The following is a 15,908-nucleotide window of genomic DNA, read 5'->3' on the forward strand; positions in this document are numbered from 1 at the left end:
GTCAGCAGGTCTCCGCCAGCGCCTCCCGCGTGAACCAGGCGCCCATGGCCTGGCTGTTCATGGGGTGCCCAAAACCATAACCCTGCAGGCGCGTCACGCCCAACTGTTCCAGCTGGTCAGCGGCCTCGTGGGTCTCCACACCTTCGGCAATGGTCTGCAGGCCCATCACCTCGGCCAGCTTGACGATGGCGGCGATCATGGAGGCGCCCACCTCGGTGTCGAGTCGGCGCACAAAAGACATGTCGATCTTGAGTTCGTTGAGTGGCATGTCGTGCAGTTGCGACAAGGACGCGTAGCCGGTGCCAAAGTCATCGAGCGCCAAACGGAAACCCGCTTGCCGCAGCGCTTGCAGGCGTTGGGGGGCGTCGACCACCTCTTGCAAGGCCACACTTTCGGTGATCTCCAGCACAAAGGCGTCGGGCGGCAGACCGTGCTGGCGCAAGGTGGCCAGCATCTGGTCGGTGAAGTCCTGCCGGTACAGTTGGCGGCTGGACACATTGACCGCCGCGCGGATGCGAATGCCCTGCGCGCGCCAGGTCACTTGCTGGCGCACCGCCTGCTCCCAAATCGACTGCCCAATGGCGGTGATCAGCCCGGACTCCTCGGCCATGGGGATGAAGGTGGCGGGGCTGACCCAGCCCAGTTCCTCGTCGTGCCAGCGCGCCAGCACCTCCACCATGTCGCACTGGCGCGAGTCGCTGCGCACGATGGGCTGGAACCACGCTTGGATGGCGCCCCGCTCCACCGCTTTCATCAGGCGCTGGCGCATGCGCGCGGTCTGTCGCTGGGCGTGTTGGCCGCGCAGCTCCTCTGCCCACACCACCTGGTTGCGCCCATGTGCCTTGGCGGCGCGCTTGGCGCGGTCGGCGGCCATCAACAAGGCCTCGGCGCTGTCGCCATCGTCGGGGTACAGGGCCACGCCCAGGCTGGTGGTGAGCGTGACCTGTTCACCGAACACGCCGTAGTCGCGCCGCAGGTGCTGCTGCAACGCGTCCACGCGAGCGGCCAGATCGCTGGTGGACGTCACGTTGGGCCAGATCAGCGAAAACTCGTCACCGCCCCAGCGGGCCACGGTTTCATCGCCGCCGGCCTCGTTCTGCAAGCGTTTGCCCAGTGCCATGAGCAGGCGATCACCGGTTTTGTAGCCCAGGGCGTCGTTGATGCTCTTGAAGTTGTCGATGTCCAACGAGAGCACCGCCAGGCGACGCTGCCCCTGCTGGCTGGCCTTGAGTCCCGTGCGCAGGCGGTCCTCCAACAGGGCGCGGTTGGGCAGGCCGGTGAGCGGGTCGCGCAGGGTGAGCTGAGCGATCATGACCTCGAAATCCTGCCGCTGGGTCACGTCCTGCAACACACCCATGTAGCCCTGCAACTGGCCCGCGTCATCGAGACGGGGCAACACGCGGAACTCGATCCAGCGGTGCCGCTGGGCCTCACCGCTAAAGAGAAACCGCAGCGATTGGGGCCGGCTTTCCGCCTGTGTTTCGCCGTGTTCGAAGCTCCGTACGATGTCGCGCAGCCGCGTAAGGTCCTCGTCGCGGACCAGCAGACAGCGCAGGTTCTTGCCGCTGAGTTGAGCCAGGCCCGGCAACACGCGGGCCCAGCCGTCCGACGCCTGGGTGATGCCCAGCTGAGGGTCGAGCTCGACCACCACCTCTTCGAGCAGCGACATGGTGCGCAGGTGTTTGCCTTGTTCGACGAGTTGCTCACGCAGGTGGGCATTGGCTTCGTGCAACTGGCCCACCAGCGACGTGACCTGCCCCGAGGTGAAACGCGCCACCTGCGACACCAGATCGACATCGTCTCCGGAATCGGCGGCCCAGCCGGGCCAGTGCCGCGTGTGCGGAAAGGTGCGTTCGGCCATGTCCCGGATGTCAACCACCACACCACGCAGCCTGCGCAACACCTGGTGCTGCAGCACCCCCAGCACGGCACCCGCCGACAGCAGTGCCGGTACCAGCGCGTTCACCAGCACGTCGAGCCAGCCGGGCCCCGAGCCACTCACCCCATACCGCGTAACGCCCACCGCCGCCGCCACGCCCACACTGACCAGCCCCGCCAGCAGCACCAGCCGCGCGCCCAAGCTGCGCCACACCGCCCATGGCTGCGCCGGCCGCACACCCTCCCTTTGCATTGTTTTCATTTCACACTCCCTGCGGATCTGTTTTTTGGCGATCCGTTGACACTGATTCTAGGAAGTGTCCGAAACAAAGCCCAGCAAATTCACATTCGATGGGCGCAAAGGTGACAAAAGAAAACCGCCGAATTCACACTTTCGGCAAACACCCCGTGCGGGGTGGGTTCAGGCCGTGCGCAGCCGGTACCACCGCACGCCGTCGGCGTCGGGCTCCACCAACACTTCGCCCAGGGCCAGCAGGCAGTTGAGGTGGGCCAGGCTCTCGCCGGTGGCCATGCCCAGCAGGTCGCCCGTGCTGCCGATGGGGCGGGCAAACAAGGCGCCAAACACGTCGATGGCGCGTTTGGGTGCTTCGGCCAGGCTGCGACGCAGGCGCTCCAGACCCCGCTCGTGGCCGTGGGCCAGGCGATCGAGCCGGGCGTGCAAGCCACGGAAGGGCTCGCCGTGTGCGGGCAGCACGAGCAAGTCGTCGCTGAGTGTGGCGCGCAGACGGGCGATGCTTTCGATCCACTCGCCCAGCGGGTTGGCGTCGGGTTCGGTGGGGAACACGCTGACGTTGGACGAAATGCGCGGCAGCACCTGGTCGCCCGAAATCATCAGCCCCAGGTCGTCACACACCAGGCAGGCGTGTTCGGGTGAATGGCCTCGGCCCACCACCACGCGCCAGCCGTGCGTGCCGATGCGCAGCATCTCGCCTTCGCTCAGGCGGCGAAAACCGTCTGGCATGGCGTGCATGTACTTGCTGTAGCCACCAAAGCGGGTGCGGTAGACATCCAGCGCTTCTTCGCTCCACCCCGCCTGACAGTAGAAGCGGATGGCCTCCACCGGCGCCTCGCGCCCGGTGTCGGCCACCAGCGTGCGGCAGGTCAGGTATTCGAGACGGGTCATCCACAGCCGGCACTGGAACTTGCGCGTGAGCCAGCCCGCCATGCCCACGTGGTCGGGGTGCATGTGGGTGCACATCACCCGGGTGATGCGGGCACCTTGTGGCGTGGCCGCCAGGGGGCCGTCAGGCGCGATCAGCTGGCGCCACGCAGCCAGCGCCTCGGGGGTTTTGGTGCCGGTGTCCACGATGGCCCAACCCGGACCTTGTTCGTCCTCATCGGCCAGGGCCCAAAGGTTGATGTGGTTGAGCGCAAACGGCAGCGGCATGCGCAACCACAACACGCCGGGCGCGATTTCGCGCACGCTGCCAGGCTCGGGTGCGTCGCCGCAGGGGTAGATCAGGGTGGGGGCCGCTGAGGCGGTTTCGGGCACCGACTCGTCGGGGCGGCCGTCGGGGGTGGGGCGATCGGTCATGCGCACATTGTGCCGCGATGCTTGCCGCCTGTCGGTCCCGAGACGGACAGGCGGCACAGGCTCACAGCGGCCGTTGCCGCGCGTAGCGCACCACGGTCACGCCGGCGCGTGCCTGCCGCACCGACGGCATGACAAGCACGCAGTTGTCGTAGGGCGTGGCCACAGGCTCGCCGTCGTTGTCACCAATCACCGTTCCGGCCTGCGCAATGCACTCCAGACCCTGAAACGGCTGATTGAAGCGGAACCCCGCGCTGCGCGCCACCACCGGCCCGGTCACTTCCAGCGCCAACTGCCGCGCGGCAGCCGCTTGGGTCCAACCTGGCAAGGCCAGGTCCACATCGGCCTGCGACAGCGCCGCTGACGCGACCAAAAAACGCGCGCACATGTCGTGTGCCACGGTGCGGCTGCTGGGGTCGCCATGGAAGCCACACTCCACCAGCAAGGAACGTGTGTCTGGCGACTGGTCGTCCGGCAAGCCAAAACGCCCGAAGTCGCGCATGCGCACACCGTCTTTGTGACCCGCGTCCACCACGATGTGCTCGGGGTTGCCCATGGCGCGCGCCAGCGTCTGGTTGCGTGGCTGCATGCCCGTCAGCAGCAAAGGCGCGGCGCGCTCGTGCATGGAATGGATGTCCAGCAACCAGTCCGCCTGTTCCACCAACGGCCGCAGTTCGGCAGCACGGCGGCGTTCCAGGCTGGTGGCGGCACCCATGCGTTCGACGGACCACTGGCGGTTGAGGTCTTCGTCCACGAAGCGCGAGGCGTCGTGGTTGGCCGGGTCGAAACGGTCGAAGGCGGCGAGGTTGGCAAACACCAGTGTGAGCCGCCCCTGCGCCGGCCGCACGCCAGCATCCAGCAGGCCCTTGAGTGCCCAGGCACCACACAGCTCGTTGCCGTGCACCAGGGCGCTGATCATCACGTCGCGGCCGGGGCGACGCGAATCGAATCGCCACACGCCTTCGACGCCGGTGTTGCCGGCACGCCAGGCGCTGATGTCCGGGGGAGGGAGTTCAAACACCAGCGCACTCATTCGCGGATCTTGGCGAAGTCAACAATCTTCTGGTACTTGGCGGTTTCGTCGCGCAAGAACCGGGGCATGTCCACGTTCAGCGGCGCGATGGCGGAGCCCGAGGCCTCCAGCTTCTTGCGCAACTCGGGGGATTGCAGCGCGTCAGCCAATGCCTTCTTGAGCTTGGCCACCACCGGCTCCGGCAGCTTGCCCGGGCCCATGAGCGCGAACCACGAGCTGATGTCGATGTGCTTCAGTGCCGGGTGTTCGGCCAAGGCCGGGATGTCTGGCGTGACCGCAGACCGCTTTTTTTCGGTCGTGCCCAGGGCCACCACCTTGCCTGCGCGGATGTGGGGCAGGCCACTGGACAACACGAACACACCAAATTCGATGTTGTTGCCCAACAAATCGTTGGCCAGCGGCGCCACGCCACGGTAGGGGATGTGGGTCATGAACAGGCCCGACTGCTCTTTGACCATTTCGCCCGCCAGGTGCAAGGCCGTGCCCACGCCCGAACTGCCGTAGCTGTAGCGACCCGGGTTGGCCTTGGCCAGCTTGATGAACTCGTCGGTGCTCTTCACACCGGTCTTCTGCGCCGCGACCAAGACCATCGGCTGGGAGGCGATCAGCCCGATGGGCGTGAAGTCCTGCCACTGGTATTTGACGGCCGATGAGACCAGGCGGTTGATGGCAATTTCGTTGTTGGCGCCCACCAGCAAGGTGTAGCCATCCGGTGCGGCGTTCAGCACCTTCTGCGCGCCGATGGCGCCCCCCGCGCCGCCGATGTTTTCCACCACCACGTTGGCACCCAGGCTTTTGCCCAGCTCGGTGGCCACCACCCGCCCGGTCAGGTCGGTGCTGCCGCCGGGCGGGTAGCCCACCACAATGGTGATGGGCTTGCTGGGGTAGTCGGTCTGCGCAAATGCAAGCTGACCGGTGCCGCTCAACGCCAGGGCAGTGAGTGCCAGAGGTCGCAGCATGCGACACAAGGGAAAGGATGTCATGTGGGGGCTCCTTGAGGGTGAATGGACGCCAACCATTGTCGAAATCCGGCGGCGCCCCATTGTGCCGTTTGGGCACACACAGGTGCCAATTCAGCACGCCATCAAACGCTGCTGGGCGTGCCGCGCCAAACCGCCTCTGCCACGTCGCTCAACCGGCGACGCGGGCGCACCAGGCGCACCTGAAACGGTATCTCCATGCGCTCGTCCCAGCACGGCGCCAGCGCGCCTTGGCGGCAAGCGTTGCCCACCAACGAGCCCGGCAGCCAGCACACGCCCATGCCTTTGAGCGCGTATTCGAGCAGCGCATCCGCCGAGTCGCATTCGAGTACCTTCTGCAGGCGCATCGGTGGCGGGTTGTGTTGGAGGTGGTCGCGCACCAGCCCCGACAAAGCGAGGCTCGGTGCATACGCGAGGTAGGGCATGGGCTTGTCAACCTGCCGTGGACCGGCTCGACCAGGATGAATCTGGCGCCGCGCCACCGGCAGCAGGCGGTCTTGTTGCAGGGTTTTCTGCAAATACCCGCGCCCTTGGGGCCGGTCGCTGATGGACAGGTGGTGGTAAACGACCAGCAAATCGGCTTCACCGTGTTCCAGCCAGTTGAGTGTGTCGGCCAGCGCGCCGGTTTTGACGCGCACAAAGGCCGGTTGGCCCAGCGCAACAACAGTGGGCAGCCATTCGGCCACCCAGGTGCGCGCCAAGGTGCGGCCGGTGGCCAGCGTCAGCACGCGCTGCTGCTCGGTGTTTGCCGTGCGCAGTTCTTCGCGCACATCCAGCAAGCCTCGCAGGCTTTCCTCGCCTTGGGACAACATGCGCTGACCGGCCGGCGTCAGCCGCAGGGGCTTGCTGCCGCGCTCGATCAAAGCCACACCGGCCCACGCTTCCAGCGACCGTATGCGACGCCCGAACGCGGGGTGCGTAACATGCCGCAGCGCGGCCGCCCGTGTCAGGCTGCCAGTGCGCGCCAGCGCCATGAGGTCTTCAATCCATTGGAGGTCCATGGGCGGTCAGGACGTGTGAGTGCTTGCCCGATTGTGACGCGTCTGCCTGCAGCACAAGACAGACGCACTGGCCAGTTGCACAGCGTTGAGCGCACAAAGCAAAACGCCCACATCAAGTGGGCGTTTTGCTGAAGGCACGAAGCCTGAATGGTTGGTTGCGCGGGCAAGATTTGAACTTGCGACCTTTGGGTTATGAGCCCAACGAGCTACCAGGCTGCTCCACCGCGCGACAAGCCTTAAAGTATAACCCATTTATTCGGCTGCGGGCGCGTCGGCTGCTTTTTCTTCAGCACGATCCACCAATTCAACCAAAGCCATGGGCGCGTTGTCGCCCACGCGGAATCCCATCTTCAGGATGCGGGTGTAACCACCGGGACGCGCTTTGAAGCGAGGACCCAGTTCGTTGAAGAGCTTGACGACCACGTCGCGGTCGCGCAGGCGGTCAAAAGCCAGGCGGCGGTTGGCCAGCGTGGGTTCCTTGGCCAGGGTGATCATGGGCTCGACCACGCGGCGCAGTTCTTTCGCCTTGGGCACCGTGGTCTTGATGACTTCGTGCGTGAGCAGCGAGTTCATCATGTTGCGCAGCATGGCGAGGCGGTGCTCGCTGGTGCGGTTGAGTTTGCGGAGGCCGTGTCCGTGACGCATAGTTTTATCCTTTCGATTTGAATTGCAGCGGCCGGATCAGGTACCGCTGGACGTCTTTTTTACGGGAAACCCAATATTCTAAATCAGTGCTTGTCGAGGCCGGCCGGTGGCCAGTTCTCAAGCTTCATGCCCAGCGTGAGGCCACGCGAAGCGAGCACTTCTTTGATTTCGTTTAGCGACTTGCGACCCAAGTTGGGGGTCTTGAGCAGCTCGTTTTCGGTGCGCTGGATGAGGTCACCGATGTAGTAAATGTTTTCGGCCTTGAGGCAGTTGGCCGAACGCACAGTGAGTTCGAGCTCGTCCACCGGGCGCAGCAGGATGGGGTCGAACTGCTGCGAGCGGCTGCTCTGACCAGCACCTGCACCCACGTCGTCGATGAAGCCAGGGTCAATCTGCGCGAAGACAGCCAACTGCTCGACCAAAATCTTGGCAGAAGCACGCACGGCCTCTTCGGGGCCGATGGCACCGTTGGTTTCGATTTCGATGACCAGCTTGTCCAGGTCGGTGCGCTGCTCGACGCGCGCGCTCTCCACCGTGTAGCTCACGCGCTTGATGGGCGAGAAGGAGGCGTCCAGCACAATGCGGCCGATGGAGCGCGAAGCTTCATCGCCACGGCGCAGGTTACCGGGCACGTAACCACGGCCCTTTTCGACCTTGATCTGCATGTCCAGCTTGGCACCGGCCGACAGGGTGGCGATCAGGTGCTCGGGGTTGACGATCTCGACGTCGTGAGGCGTCTGGATGTCGGCGGCGGTGACCAGGCCTTCGCCGTCCTTGCGCAGGCTCAGCGTGACTTCGTCGCGGTTGTGCAGTTTGAACACCACGCCCTTGAGGTTGAGCAGGATGTTGACCACGTCTTCCTGCACGCCGTCGATGGACGAATATTCGTGCACGACGCCAGCGATGGTGACTTCGGTCGGTGCGTGACCCGTCATCGACGACAGCAGCACGCGGCGCAGGGCGTTGCCCAGCGTGTGGCCATAGCCACGCTCGAACGGCTCCAGCGTGACTTTGGCGCGGTTGACGCCCACCTGCTCGACGTTGATGGATTTGGGTTTCAGCAAATTGTTCAGCATTCAGACTTCCTTCAATACCCTCGGCTCGTTACACCGATAAGGCCGATGGAGCACAGAACCCCGGCGGCGGCAAGGCCACCACCGGGAGCGGGGATTAACGCGAGTACAGTTCGACGACCAGCGACTCGTTGATGTCGGAGGCAAATTCGTCGCGGTCGGGGGTCTTCTTGAAGACGCCTTCGGCCTTGTCAACCGACACTTCAACCCAGGCGGGGAAGCCGATTTGTTTGGCCAGTTCCAGTGCCTCGATGACGCGGGCCTGCTTCTTGGACTTTTCGCGCACAGCGATCACGTCACCGGCCTTGACCGAGTACGACGGGATGTTGACGCTCTTGCCGTTCACTTCGATCGCCTTGTGCGACACGATCTGACGGGCTTCGGCACGGGTAGAGGCAAAACCCATGCGGAAAACGACGTTGTCCAGGCGCGATTCCAGCAGGAACAGCAGGTTGGCACCGGTGTTGCCACGGCGGCGATCGGCTTCAGCGAAGTAGCGGCGGAACTGACGCTCCAGCACGCCGTAGGTGCGCTTGACCTTTTGCTTCTCGCGCAGCTGCACGCCGAAATCGGAGGTGCGCTGGCCCGAGGTGCGGCCGTGTTGGCCAGGCTTGCTGTCGAATTTGGCCTTGTCGCTGATCGAGCGGCGTGCGCTCTTGAGCAACAGGTCGGTGCCTTCACGGCGGGAGAGTTTGGCCTTGGGGCCGAGGTAACGTGCCACGGTGTTGTCCTTGAATCTGCTGCGGGTCTGCCGCAGGAGCCATGCCGAGAATTCAGCTTGGCGGTGGGCTTAATGAAAAAGGGTTGCCGGCGTTTCCGCTGGCAACCGACGGAGAGAGCAGAGAGAAATCAGATGCGACGACGCTTCTGGGGGCGGCAGCCGTTGTGCGGGACCGGCGTCACGTCGGAGATCGACACGATGCGGATGCCCAGAGCACCCAGGGCACGCACCGACGATTCGCGACCAGGACCAGGGCCCTTGATCTCGACGTCGAGGTTCTTGATGCCCTGTTCGATGGCGGCGCGGCCAGCGACTTCGGAAGCCACCTGGGCTGCGAAGGGGGTCGATTTGCGCGAACCCTTGAAGCCCTGACCACCCGACGAAGCCCACGACAGTGCGTTGCCCTGGCGGTCGGTGATGGTGATGATGGTGTTATTGAACGATGCGTGCACGTGTGCAATGCCGTCGGCAATGTTCTTGCGGACCTTCTTGCGAACGCGGGCGGAAGCAGCGCTGTTTTGAGACTTAGCCATATGTGTCCTTCGAGCCGGTTACTTCTTGAGCGACTGCGCGGCCTTGCGCGGACCCTTGCGGGTGCGGGCGTTGGTCTTGGTGCGCTGGCCGCGGACCGGCAGGCCACGGCGGTGACGGAAGCCGCGGTAGCAGCCAATGTCCATCAGACGCTTGATGTTCATGGTGGTTTCACGGCGGAGGTCACCCTCGATCGTGAACAGACCCACCTGGTCGCGAACCTTTTCGAGTTCTGCGTCGGACAGATCTTTGATTTTCTTGGCGTAGTCGATGCCGCAGGCTTCGCAAATCTTGCGAGCGCGGGTGCGACCGATGCCAAAGATCGCCGTCAGGCCGATTTCGGCGTGCTTGTGCGGCGGAATGTTGATACCTGCAATACGTGCCATGGTGGTCCTCTAAAACTCAATCAGCCCTGGCGCTGCTTGTGACGGGGATCGGTGCAGATGACCCGCACCACGCCCTTGCGCCGAATGATCTTGCAGTTGCGGCACATTTTCTTGACCGACGCCGAAACTCTCATTGCTCTCTCCTAAAAATTCGAAAAAATCTTACTTCGATCGAAACACGATGCGGGCCCGACTCAGATCGTACGGAGTCAGCTCGACCTTCACCTTGTCGCCCGGAAGGATGCGGATGTAGTGCATCCGCATCCTTCCTGATATGTGGCCGAGGACAACATGGCCGTTTTCCAACTTCACGCGAAAGGTTGCATTCGGGAGGTTCTCTACGACCTCCCCCTGCATCTCGATCACGTCGTCCTTCGCCACGCTCAGGCTCCTGGTGCCGCCTTAAAGTTTGCCTTCTTGAGCAGCGACTCGTATTGCTGGGACATCATGTAGTTCTGCACCTGGGCCATGAAGTCCATGGTGACAACCACGATGATGAGCAGCGAGGTGCCACCAAAGTAGAACGGAACCTGGTACTGCAGGATCAGGAACTCGGGCAGCAAACACACCAAAGTGATGTACACCGCACCGGCCAAAGTCAGCCGCAACAGGATCTTGTCGATATAACGCGCGGTTTGGTCACCCGGGCGAATGCCTGGAATGAACGCGCCGCTCTTCTTCAGGTTGTCGGCGGTTTCGCGGCTGTTGAAGACCAGCGCCGTGTAGAAGAAGCAGAAGAATATGATGGCCGCCGCGTACAACGCCACATAAATGGGTTGGCCAGGCGACAACATCGAGGCGATGTCGCGCAACCAGCGCGTGCCGTCACCGGTGCTCACCCAGCTCACCACGGTGGTTGGCAGCAGGATGATGCTGGAGGCAAAAATCGGCGGAATCACACCAGCCATGTTCAGCTTGAGCGGCAGGTGCGACGATTGACCGCCGTACACCTTGTTGCCCACCTGACGGCGTGCGTAGTTCACCAAAATCTTGCGCTGACCACGTTCGACGAACACGACGAAGTAGGTCACCAGAATCACCAGCGCCACGATCAGGATGGACACCAGGATGTTCATCGCACCGGTGCGCACCAGCTCCAGCAAGCCCCCAATCGCGCTCGGCAAGCCAGCGGCGATACCTGCAAAAATCAGGATGGAGATGCCGTTGCCCAGACCGCGCTCGGTGATCTGCTCACCCAACCACATCAGGAACATGGTGCCAGCCACCAGACTCACCACCGCCGTGAAGCGGAAGACGAAACCGGGGTCGATCACCAAGCCAGCCTGACCTTCCAGTGCCATGGCAATGCCCAGCGCCTGGAAGATGGCCAGCCCCAGCGTGCCGAAACGGGTGTACTGGGTGATCTTGCGGCGGCCCGCCTCGCCTTCCTTCTTGAGCTGCTCGAACGTGGGGACCACGTACGTCATCAACTGCATGATGATGGAAGCCGAGATGTAGGGCATGATGCCCAACGCGAACACCGTGAAGCGCGACAAGGCGCCGCCGGAGAACATGTTGAACAAGCTCAGGATGCCACCCTGCTGGCCCTTGAACAGCTGTTCAAGTTGTGCAGGGTCGATGCCGGGCACAGGAATGTGTGCGCCGACACGGTAGACCACCAGGGCCAACAACAGGAACACAAGCCGGCGCTTCAGATCGCCGAACTTGCCTGTTTTGGCCAGTGTTGCTGCTCCGGTTGCCACAGAGTGTTTCCGTTCCGTTGTGCGGTTGCTGCCGATCAGGCCAGGCTGCCGCCAGCGGCTTCAATCGCCTGGCGTGCGCCTGCGGTGGCGTTGATGCTCTTGAGCGTCAGGGCCTTGGTCAATTCGCCGGTTTTGACGACCTTGACCTTGCGCACCAGTTCGCCCACCAGGCCAGCCTGCTTGAGGGTGGCCAGGTCAACTTCACCAGCGGCCAGGGTGTTCAGGTCGGTCAGGGTGACGTCGGCGTTGAACTTGATCTGCTGCGACTTGAAGCCACGCTTGGGCAGGCGACGCTGCATAGGCATTTGACCGCCTTCGAAGCCCACTTTGTGGTAGCCGCCGGCACGCGACTTCTGGCCCTTGTGGCCACGACCTGCGGTCTTGCCCAGGCCCGAACCGATGCCACGGCCCACACGACGCTTGGCGTGCTTGGCACCAGCGGCCGGTTTGATGGTATTGAGTTCCATGTTCTACAGTCCTGCTTAGAGCACTTTGACCAGGTAGCTGATCTTGTTGATCATGCCGCGCACTGCGGGCGTGTCCTGCAGTTCGCTGGTGCTGTTGAGTTTGCGCAGGCCCAGACCACGCACGGTGGCGCGGTGCGATTCCTTGCAGCCGATGGGGCTGCGAACCAGCTGGACTTTGACGGTGTTGGTGTTTTGGGTCATGTCAGCTCCAATCAACCCAGAATCTCTTCCACCGACTTGCCGCGCTTGGCAGCCACTTCGGCAGGCGTATTGGATTGCTTCAGTGCGTCCAGCGTGGCGCGCACCAGGTTGTACGGGTTGCTCGATCCATGGCTCTTGGCCACGACGTCGGTGATGCCCAGCACTTCAAAAACCGCGCGCATCGGGCCGCCGGCAATGATGCCGGTACCCTTGGACGCCGGCAGCATCATGACGTTGGAAGCGCCGTGCTCACCGTGCACCGCATGGTGCAGCGAGCCGTTCTTCAGCGCGACCTTGATCATGTTGCGACGGGCTTGCTCCATGGCCTTCTGGACAGCAACCGGCACTTCACGCGCCTTGCCTTTGCCCATGCCCACTTTGCCGTCGCCGTCACCGACCACGGTCAGTGCTGCGAAACCGAGGATGCGACCGCCCTTGACCACTTTGGTCACGCGGTTGATCGCGATCATCTTTTCGCGCAAGCCGTCGTCGTTCGCTTCGTTCTTAACGTTAGCCGTAAATTTAGCCATTTCGTTTATCCCGTCTGATCAGAACTGCAGGCCGGCTTCACGCGCGGCGTCTGCCAGGGCCTTGACTCGGCCGTGGTAGGCGAAGCCCGAACGGTCGAAAGCGACTTTCTCGACGCCAGCAGCCTTCGCCTTTTCAGCGATGCGCTTGCCGATGATGCTGGCAGCGGCGGCGTTGCCACCCTTGCCTGCGGCACCCAGCTGGGTACGCACTTCGGCTTCAGCGGTCGATGCGGAGGCCAACACCTTGGAGCCGTCGGCAGAAATGACGCTGGCGTAGATGTGCAGGTTGGTGCGGTTCACGGTCAGGCGCACGGCGCCTTGCTGTGCGATGCGCACACGGGTTTGACGGGCCCGACGCAGACGTTGCTCTTTTTTGGTCAACATGATCTGTGGTCCTTACTTCTTCTTCGTTTCCTTGATCACGACCTTTTCGTCCACATAGCGGATGCCTTTGCCCTTGTAGGGCTCGGGCGGACGAACGGCGCGAACTTCCGAAGCAATCTGACCCACGCGCTGACGGTCAGCGCCCTTGATCACCACTTCGGTCGGGGTCGGGGTTTCGACTTTGATGCCAGCAGGCATGTCCATCACCACCGGGTGGGAGTAACCCACCGTCAGGTTGAGCTTGGCGCCTTGGGCCTGGGCTTTGTAACCCACACCGATCAGGCTCAGCTTCTTTTCGAAGCCCTTGCTCACACCCAACACCATGTTGTTGACCAACTGGCGCACGGTGCCGGACATGGCGTTCGCTTCACGCGAAGCATCCACCGGGGTGAACGACAACGCACCGGCGTTGTTTTCGACCTTGACCAGAACGCTGTTGTTCATTTCCAGGGCACCCAGGGCACCCTTGACACTGATTGTGTTGGCATTCAGGGCAACTTCCACGCCTTGCGGAATTGCCACAGCCAGTTTTCCTACACGAGACATTTCAAAAACTCCTCAATGCCCGCGTCAGGCGACGTAACACAGAACTTCGCCGCCCACGCCAGTGGCGCGGGCCTTGCGGTCGGTCATCACACCCTTGGGTGTCGTCACGATCGCCACACCCAGGCCGTTCATGACCTGAGGGATGGCATCACGGCCCTTGTACACACGCAGGCCAGGGCGGCTCACGCGCTCGATGCGCTCGATCACCGGGCGACCGGCGTAGTACTTGAGGGCGATGTGCAGTTCGCTCTTGCCACCGTCGGTCTTGACCTGGAAGCCATCGATGTAGCCTTCGTCCTTCAGGACCTGCGCAATGGCGGCCTTGACTTTCGAGGCGGGCATGACCACCGCTTCCTTCGCCACCATCTGGGCGTTGCGGATGCGGGTCAGCATATCGGCGACAGGATCACTCATGCTCATTTGATGTTCTCCTAGGGCTTACCAGCTGGCCTTGGTGACGCCCGGGATTTCACCCGCAAACGCCATCTCGCGGATCTTCATGCGACCCAGACCGAATTGAGAGAAGGTGCCACGCGGACGACCGGTGATCTCGCAGCGGTTGCGCTGGCGGGTCGGGTTGGCGTTGCGGGGCAGCTTTTGCAGTGCCAGACGGGCAGCGTCGCGCTCTTCGTCAGAGCGTTTGGCATCCTTGGACACGGCCTTGAGTTCCGTGTATTTCTTGGCGAACTGAGCGGCGAGTTTTTCGCGCTTGACTTCGCGCTGGAGTAGAGCTTGTTTTGCCACAGGCTACCTCAGTTCTTGAACGGGAAACGGAAACCAGCCAGCAGTGCCTTGCACTCGTCGTCGGACTTGGCGGTCGTCGTGATGCTGATGTTCAGACCACGCAGGGCGTCGATCTTGTCGTACTCGATCTCGGGGAAGATGATCTGTTCTTTGACGCCGATGTTGTAGTTGCCACGGCCATCAAACGCCTTGCCCGAGATACCACGGAAGTCACGCACACGGGGCAGGGCCACGGTGACGAAACGGTCCAGGAATTCGTACATCTTGGCGCCACGCAGGGTCACCATGCAGCCAATGGCCTGCTGTTCGCGGATCTTGAAACCAGCGATGGCCTTGCGGGCCTTGGTGACCACAGGCTTCTGACCAGCAATCTTGGTCAGATCGCCCACGGCGTTGTCCATGACTTTCTTGTCAGCCACAGCCTCGCTCACACCCATGTTCAGGGTGATCTTGGTGATGCGCGGCACTTCCATGACCGACTTGTAGCCAAACTTCTCGACCAGCGAGGGCGCGACCTTGTCGCGGTAGATTTCTTGAAAGCGTGTCATGTTCAAGCCGCCTTGATCTCTTCGCCACTGGACTTGAAGACGCGCACTTTTTTGCCGTCTGCCAGAACCTTGATACCCACGCGATCAGCCTTGCCAGCCGCCGGGTTGTAAATGGCCACGTTGGACTGGTGGATGGGCATGGTCTTGTCGATGATGCCGCCGGTGATGCCCTTCATGGGGTTGGGCTTGGCGTGCTTCTTGACCAGATTCACACCCTCAACCACCAGACGCTCTTCATCAGAGCGCAGGACAACCTTGCCACGCTTGCCCTTGTCGCGGCCCGCGATCACGATGACTTCGTCACCTTTACGAATCTTGTTCATGGCGATTCCTCAGAGGACCTCAGGGGCCAGCGACACGATCTTCATGAACTTCTCGGTACGCAGCTCGCGCGTCACCGGGCCGAAGATGCGGGTGCCGATAGGCTCCAGCTTGGCGTTCAGCAACACAGCGGCGTTGCCATCGAATTTGACGAGCGCGCCGTCGCTGCGACGGATGCCCTTGGCGGTGCGCACCACCACAGCGCTGTAGACCTCGCCTTTTTTGACGCGGCCACGCGGAGCGGCTTCTTTGATGCTCACTTTGATGATGTCGCCCACGCTGGCGTAGCGACGCTTGGAGCCGCCCAGCACCTTGATGCACATCACGGACTTGGCACCCGTGTTGTCGGCAACATCGAGTCGAGATTGCGTTTGAATCATTTGATTTAAGTCCCAACTTGAATCCCGGCAGCCACCACGGCCGCAGGCGATCAGTCTTGGGCCCGTCGTTGCGCATCACCCGCCCATTCACTCAGAACAGACGAGCCCGACACGCTTCGGTGGGCAGAAAACTTCGGTCTTTTCAGAACGAAGCCTGTGATTATTGCAGCGCGTCAAGACTCTGTCAAGCGGCTGCGCAGAAAATGTCAGCAGCAAATGAGTTGTCCGGTTCGTAGCAAGTAATCTGTCCGGTTTGTGGAGGAGCGATGCAACACGCCCCCATG

23 protein-coding genes and 1 tRNA gene are annotated in these 15,908 nt (G+C 62.6%); all 24 read right to left on the minus strand.

The features are described 5' to 3' along the window. Position 1: 1 nt before the first annotated feature. On the minus strand, positions 2-2,140 hold the full coding sequence (locus ACFQU0_RS15740; protein WP_382202440.1) for a putative bifunctional diguanylate cyclase/phosphodiesterase: 2,139 nt from the start codon (positions 2,138-2,140) through the stop codon (positions 2-4). A gap of 159 nt (positions 2,141-2,299) precedes the next feature. Further along, positions 2,300-3,433 (minus strand): MBL fold metallo-hydrolase, encoded by a 1,134-nt coding sequence (locus ACFQU0_RS15745; RefSeq protein ID WP_382202442.1) that lies wholly within the window; start codon positions 3,431-3,433, stop codon positions 2,300-2,302. A gap of 61 nt (positions 3,434-3,494) precedes the next feature. Further along, complete coding sequence (locus tag ACFQU0_RS15750; RefSeq protein ID WP_382202444.1) at positions 3,495-4,463, minus strand: M14 family metallopeptidase; 969 nt, start codon at positions 4,461-4,463, stop codon at positions 3,495-3,497. Beyond that, positions 4,460-5,446 (minus strand): Bug family tripartite tricarboxylate transporter substrate binding protein, encoded by a 987-nt coding sequence (locus ACFQU0_RS15755; protein ID WP_382202445.1) that lies wholly within the window; start codon positions 5,444-5,446, stop codon positions 4,460-4,462. The genes ACFQU0_RS15750 and ACFQU0_RS15755 overlap by 4 nt, the downstream gene beginning before the upstream one ends. A gap of 101 nt (positions 5,447-5,547) precedes the next feature. Further along, on the minus strand, positions 5,548-6,444 hold the full coding sequence (locus ACFQU0_RS15760; RefSeq protein WP_382202447.1) for a LysR family transcriptional regulator: 897 nt from the start codon (positions 6,442-6,444) through the stop codon (positions 5,548-5,550). A 152-nt stretch (positions 6,445-6,596) separates the two neighbouring features. Then, a tRNA-Met gene (locus ACFQU0_RS15765) sits at positions 6,597-6,673 on the minus strand. A 23-nt stretch (positions 6,674-6,696) separates the two neighbouring features. Next, complete coding sequence (gene rplQ, locus ACFQU0_RS15770) at positions 6,697-7,089, minus strand: 50S ribosomal protein L17 (protein ID WP_382202449.1); 393 nt, start codon at positions 7,087-7,089, stop codon at positions 6,697-6,699. Positions 7,090-7,172: 83 nt separating this feature from the next. Further along, on the minus strand, positions 7,173-8,165 hold the full coding sequence (locus tag ACFQU0_RS15775) for a DNA-directed RNA polymerase subunit alpha (protein ID WP_382202451.1): 993 nt from the start codon (positions 8,163-8,165) through the stop codon (positions 7,173-7,175). A gap of 94 nt (positions 8,166-8,259) precedes the next feature. Continuing rightward, on the minus strand, positions 8,260-8,883 hold the full coding sequence (gene rpsD / locus ACFQU0_RS15780; protein WP_342131863.1) for a 30S ribosomal protein S4: 624 nt from the start codon (positions 8,881-8,883) through the stop codon (positions 8,260-8,262). Positions 8,884-9,011: 128 nt separating this feature from the next. After that, positions 9,012-9,416, minus strand: coding sequence for a 30S ribosomal protein S11 (gene rpsK / locus ACFQU0_RS15785; RefSeq protein ID WP_382202454.1), 405 nt, complete (start codon positions 9,414-9,416; stop codon positions 9,012-9,014). A gap of 18 nt (positions 9,417-9,434) precedes the next feature. Continuing rightward, on the minus strand, positions 9,435-9,800 hold the full coding sequence (gene rpsM / locus ACFQU0_RS15790; protein WP_382202456.1) for a 30S ribosomal protein S13: 366 nt from the start codon (positions 9,798-9,800) through the stop codon (positions 9,435-9,437). 20 nt (positions 9,801-9,820) lie between these two features. After that, on the minus strand, positions 9,821-9,934 hold the full coding sequence (gene rpmJ / locus ACFQU0_RS15795) for a 50S ribosomal protein L36 (protein WP_013106894.1): 114 nt from the start codon (positions 9,932-9,934) through the stop codon (positions 9,821-9,823). A 28-nt stretch (positions 9,935-9,962) separates the two neighbouring features. Then, positions 9,963-10,181, minus strand: coding sequence for a translation initiation factor IF-1 (infA, locus tag ACFQU0_RS15800; RefSeq protein ID WP_382202459.1), 219 nt, complete (start codon positions 10,179-10,181; stop codon positions 9,963-9,965). A 2-nt stretch (positions 10,182-10,183) separates the two neighbouring features. Further along, a complete protein-coding gene (secY, locus tag ACFQU0_RS15805; RefSeq protein ID WP_382202460.1) occupies positions 10,184-11,503 on the minus strand; it encodes a preprotein translocase subunit SecY in 1,320 nt (439 codons plus the stop codon). 35 nt (positions 11,504-11,538) lie between these two features. After that, a complete protein-coding gene (gene rplO / locus ACFQU0_RS15810; RefSeq protein WP_382202462.1) occupies positions 11,539-11,970 on the minus strand; it encodes a 50S ribosomal protein L15 in 432 nt (143 codons plus the stop codon). Between the two features lie 15 nt (positions 11,971-11,985). Further along, complete coding sequence (gene rpmD, locus ACFQU0_RS15815; RefSeq protein WP_382202464.1) at positions 11,986-12,171, minus strand: 50S ribosomal protein L30; 186 nt, start codon at positions 12,169-12,171, stop codon at positions 11,986-11,988. 11 nt (positions 12,172-12,182) lie between these two features. Further along, on the minus strand, positions 12,183-12,701 hold the full coding sequence (gene rpsE / locus ACFQU0_RS15820) for a 30S ribosomal protein S5 (RefSeq protein ID WP_382202466.1): 519 nt from the start codon (positions 12,699-12,701) through the stop codon (positions 12,183-12,185). Between the two features lie 18 nt (positions 12,702-12,719). Further along, the gene (gene rplR, locus ACFQU0_RS15825; protein ID WP_382202468.1) at positions 12,720-13,085 is read right to left on the minus strand and encodes a 50S ribosomal protein L18; all 366 of its coding nucleotides are present in this window, start codon (positions 13,083-13,085) and stop codon (positions 12,720-12,722) included. Between the two features lie 12 nt (positions 13,086-13,097). Further along, positions 13,098-13,631: a 50S ribosomal protein L6 gene (gene rplF, locus ACFQU0_RS15830; protein ID WP_382202470.1), complete on the minus strand. Its 534-nt coding sequence runs from the start codon at positions 13,629-13,631 to the stop codon at positions 13,098-13,100. A 24-nt stretch (positions 13,632-13,655) separates the two neighbouring features. Further along, a complete protein-coding gene (gene rpsH, locus ACFQU0_RS15835) occupies positions 13,656-14,051 on the minus strand; it encodes a 30S ribosomal protein S8 (RefSeq protein ID WP_382202472.1) in 396 nt (131 codons plus the stop codon). 18 nt (positions 14,052-14,069) lie between these two features. Further along, positions 14,070-14,375, minus strand: a complete 306-nt coding sequence (rpsN, locus tag ACFQU0_RS15840) for a 30S ribosomal protein S14 (RefSeq protein WP_382202474.1) — start codon at positions 14,373-14,375, stop codon at positions 14,070-14,072. 8 nt (positions 14,376-14,383) lie between these two features. After that, positions 14,384-14,923, minus strand: a complete 540-nt coding sequence (rplE, locus tag ACFQU0_RS15845; protein WP_382202476.1) for a 50S ribosomal protein L5 — start codon at positions 14,921-14,923, stop codon at positions 14,384-14,386. Positions 14,924-14,925: 2 nt separating this feature from the next. Further along, complete coding sequence (rplX, locus tag ACFQU0_RS15850; protein ID WP_382202478.1) at positions 14,926-15,246, minus strand: 50S ribosomal protein L24; 321 nt, start codon at positions 15,244-15,246, stop codon at positions 14,926-14,928. Between the two features lie 9 nt (positions 15,247-15,255). Further along, entirely contained in the window at positions 15,256-15,624 is a 369-nt protein-coding gene (gene rplN / locus ACFQU0_RS15855) for a 50S ribosomal protein L14 (protein ID WP_382202479.1), read from the minus strand. Between the last annotated feature and the right edge of the window lie 284 nt (positions 15,625-15,908).

The sequence above is a fragment of the Hydrogenophaga defluvii genome, assembly GCF_042665235.1.
GTDB lineage: Bacteria > Pseudomonadota > Gammaproteobacteria > Burkholderiales > Burkholderiaceae_C > Hydrogenophaga > Hydrogenophaga defluvii_A.

Coding starts and splice junctions, on each gene's coding strand:
- ACFQU0_RS15740 (WP_382202440.1), bottom strand. CDS start 2,140: ATGAAAACAATGCAAAGGGAGGGTGTGCGGCCGGCGCAGCCATGGGCG.
- ACFQU0_RS15745 (WP_382202442.1), bottom strand. CDS start 3,433: ATGACCGATCGCCCCACCCCCGACGGCCGCCCCGACGAGTCGGTGCCC.
- ACFQU0_RS15750 (WP_382202444.1), bottom strand. CDS start 4,463: ATGAGTGCGCTGGTGTTTGAACTCCCTCCCCCGGACATCAGCGCCTGG.
- ACFQU0_RS15755 (WP_382202445.1), bottom strand. CDS start 5,446: ATGACATCCTTTCCCTTGTGTCGCATGCTGCGACCTCTGGCACTCACT.
- ACFQU0_RS15760 (WP_382202447.1), bottom strand. CDS start 6,444: ATGGACCTCCAATGGATTGAAGACCTCATGGCGCTGGCGCGCACTGGC.
- rplQ (WP_382202449.1), bottom strand. CDS start 7,089: ATGCGTCACGGACACGGCCTCCGCAAACTCAACCGCACCAGCGAGCAC.
- ACFQU0_RS15775 (WP_382202451.1), bottom strand. CDS start 8,165: ATGCTGAACAATTTGCTGAAACCCAAATCCATCAACGTCGAGCAGGTG.
- rpsK (WP_382202454.1), bottom strand. CDS start 9,416: ATGGCTAAGTCTCAAAACAGCGCTGCTTCCGCCCGCGTTCGCAAGAAG.
- rpsM (WP_382202456.1), bottom strand. CDS start 9,800: ATGGCACGTATTGCAGGTATCAACATTCCGCCGCACAAGCACGCCGAA.
- rpmJ (WP_013106894.1), bottom strand. CDS start 9,934: ATGAGAGTTTCGGCGTCGGTCAAGAAAATGTGCCGCAACTGCAAGATC.
- rplO (WP_382202462.1), bottom strand. CDS start 11,970: ATGGAACTCAATACCATCAAACCGGCCGCTGGTGCCAAGCACGCCAAG.
- rpmD (WP_382202464.1), bottom strand. CDS start 12,171: ATGACCCAAAACACCAACACCGTCAAAGTCCAGCTGGTTCGCAGCCCC.
- rpsE (WP_382202466.1), bottom strand. CDS start 12,701: ATGGCTAAATTTACGGCTAACGTTAAGAACGAAGCGAACGACGACGGC.
- rplR (WP_382202468.1), bottom strand. CDS start 13,085: ATGTTGACCAAAAAAGAGCAACGTCTGCGTCGGGCCCGTCAAACCCGT.
- rplF (WP_382202470.1), bottom strand. CDS start 13,631: ATGTCTCGTGTAGGAAAACTGGCTGTGGCAATTCCGCAAGGCGTGGAA.
- rpsH (WP_382202472.1), bottom strand. CDS start 14,051: ATGAGCATGAGTGATCCTGTCGCCGATATGCTGACCCGCATCCGCAAC.
- rplE (WP_382202476.1), bottom strand. CDS start 14,923: ATGACACGCTTTCAAGAAATCTACCGCGACAAGGTCGCGCCCTCGCTG.
- rplX (WP_382202478.1), bottom strand. CDS start 15,246: ATGAACAAGATTCGTAAAGGTGACGAAGTCATCGTGATCGCGGGCCGC.
- rplN (WP_382202479.1), bottom strand. CDS start 15,624: ATGATTCAAACGCAATCTCGACTCGATGTTGCCGACAACACGGGTGCC.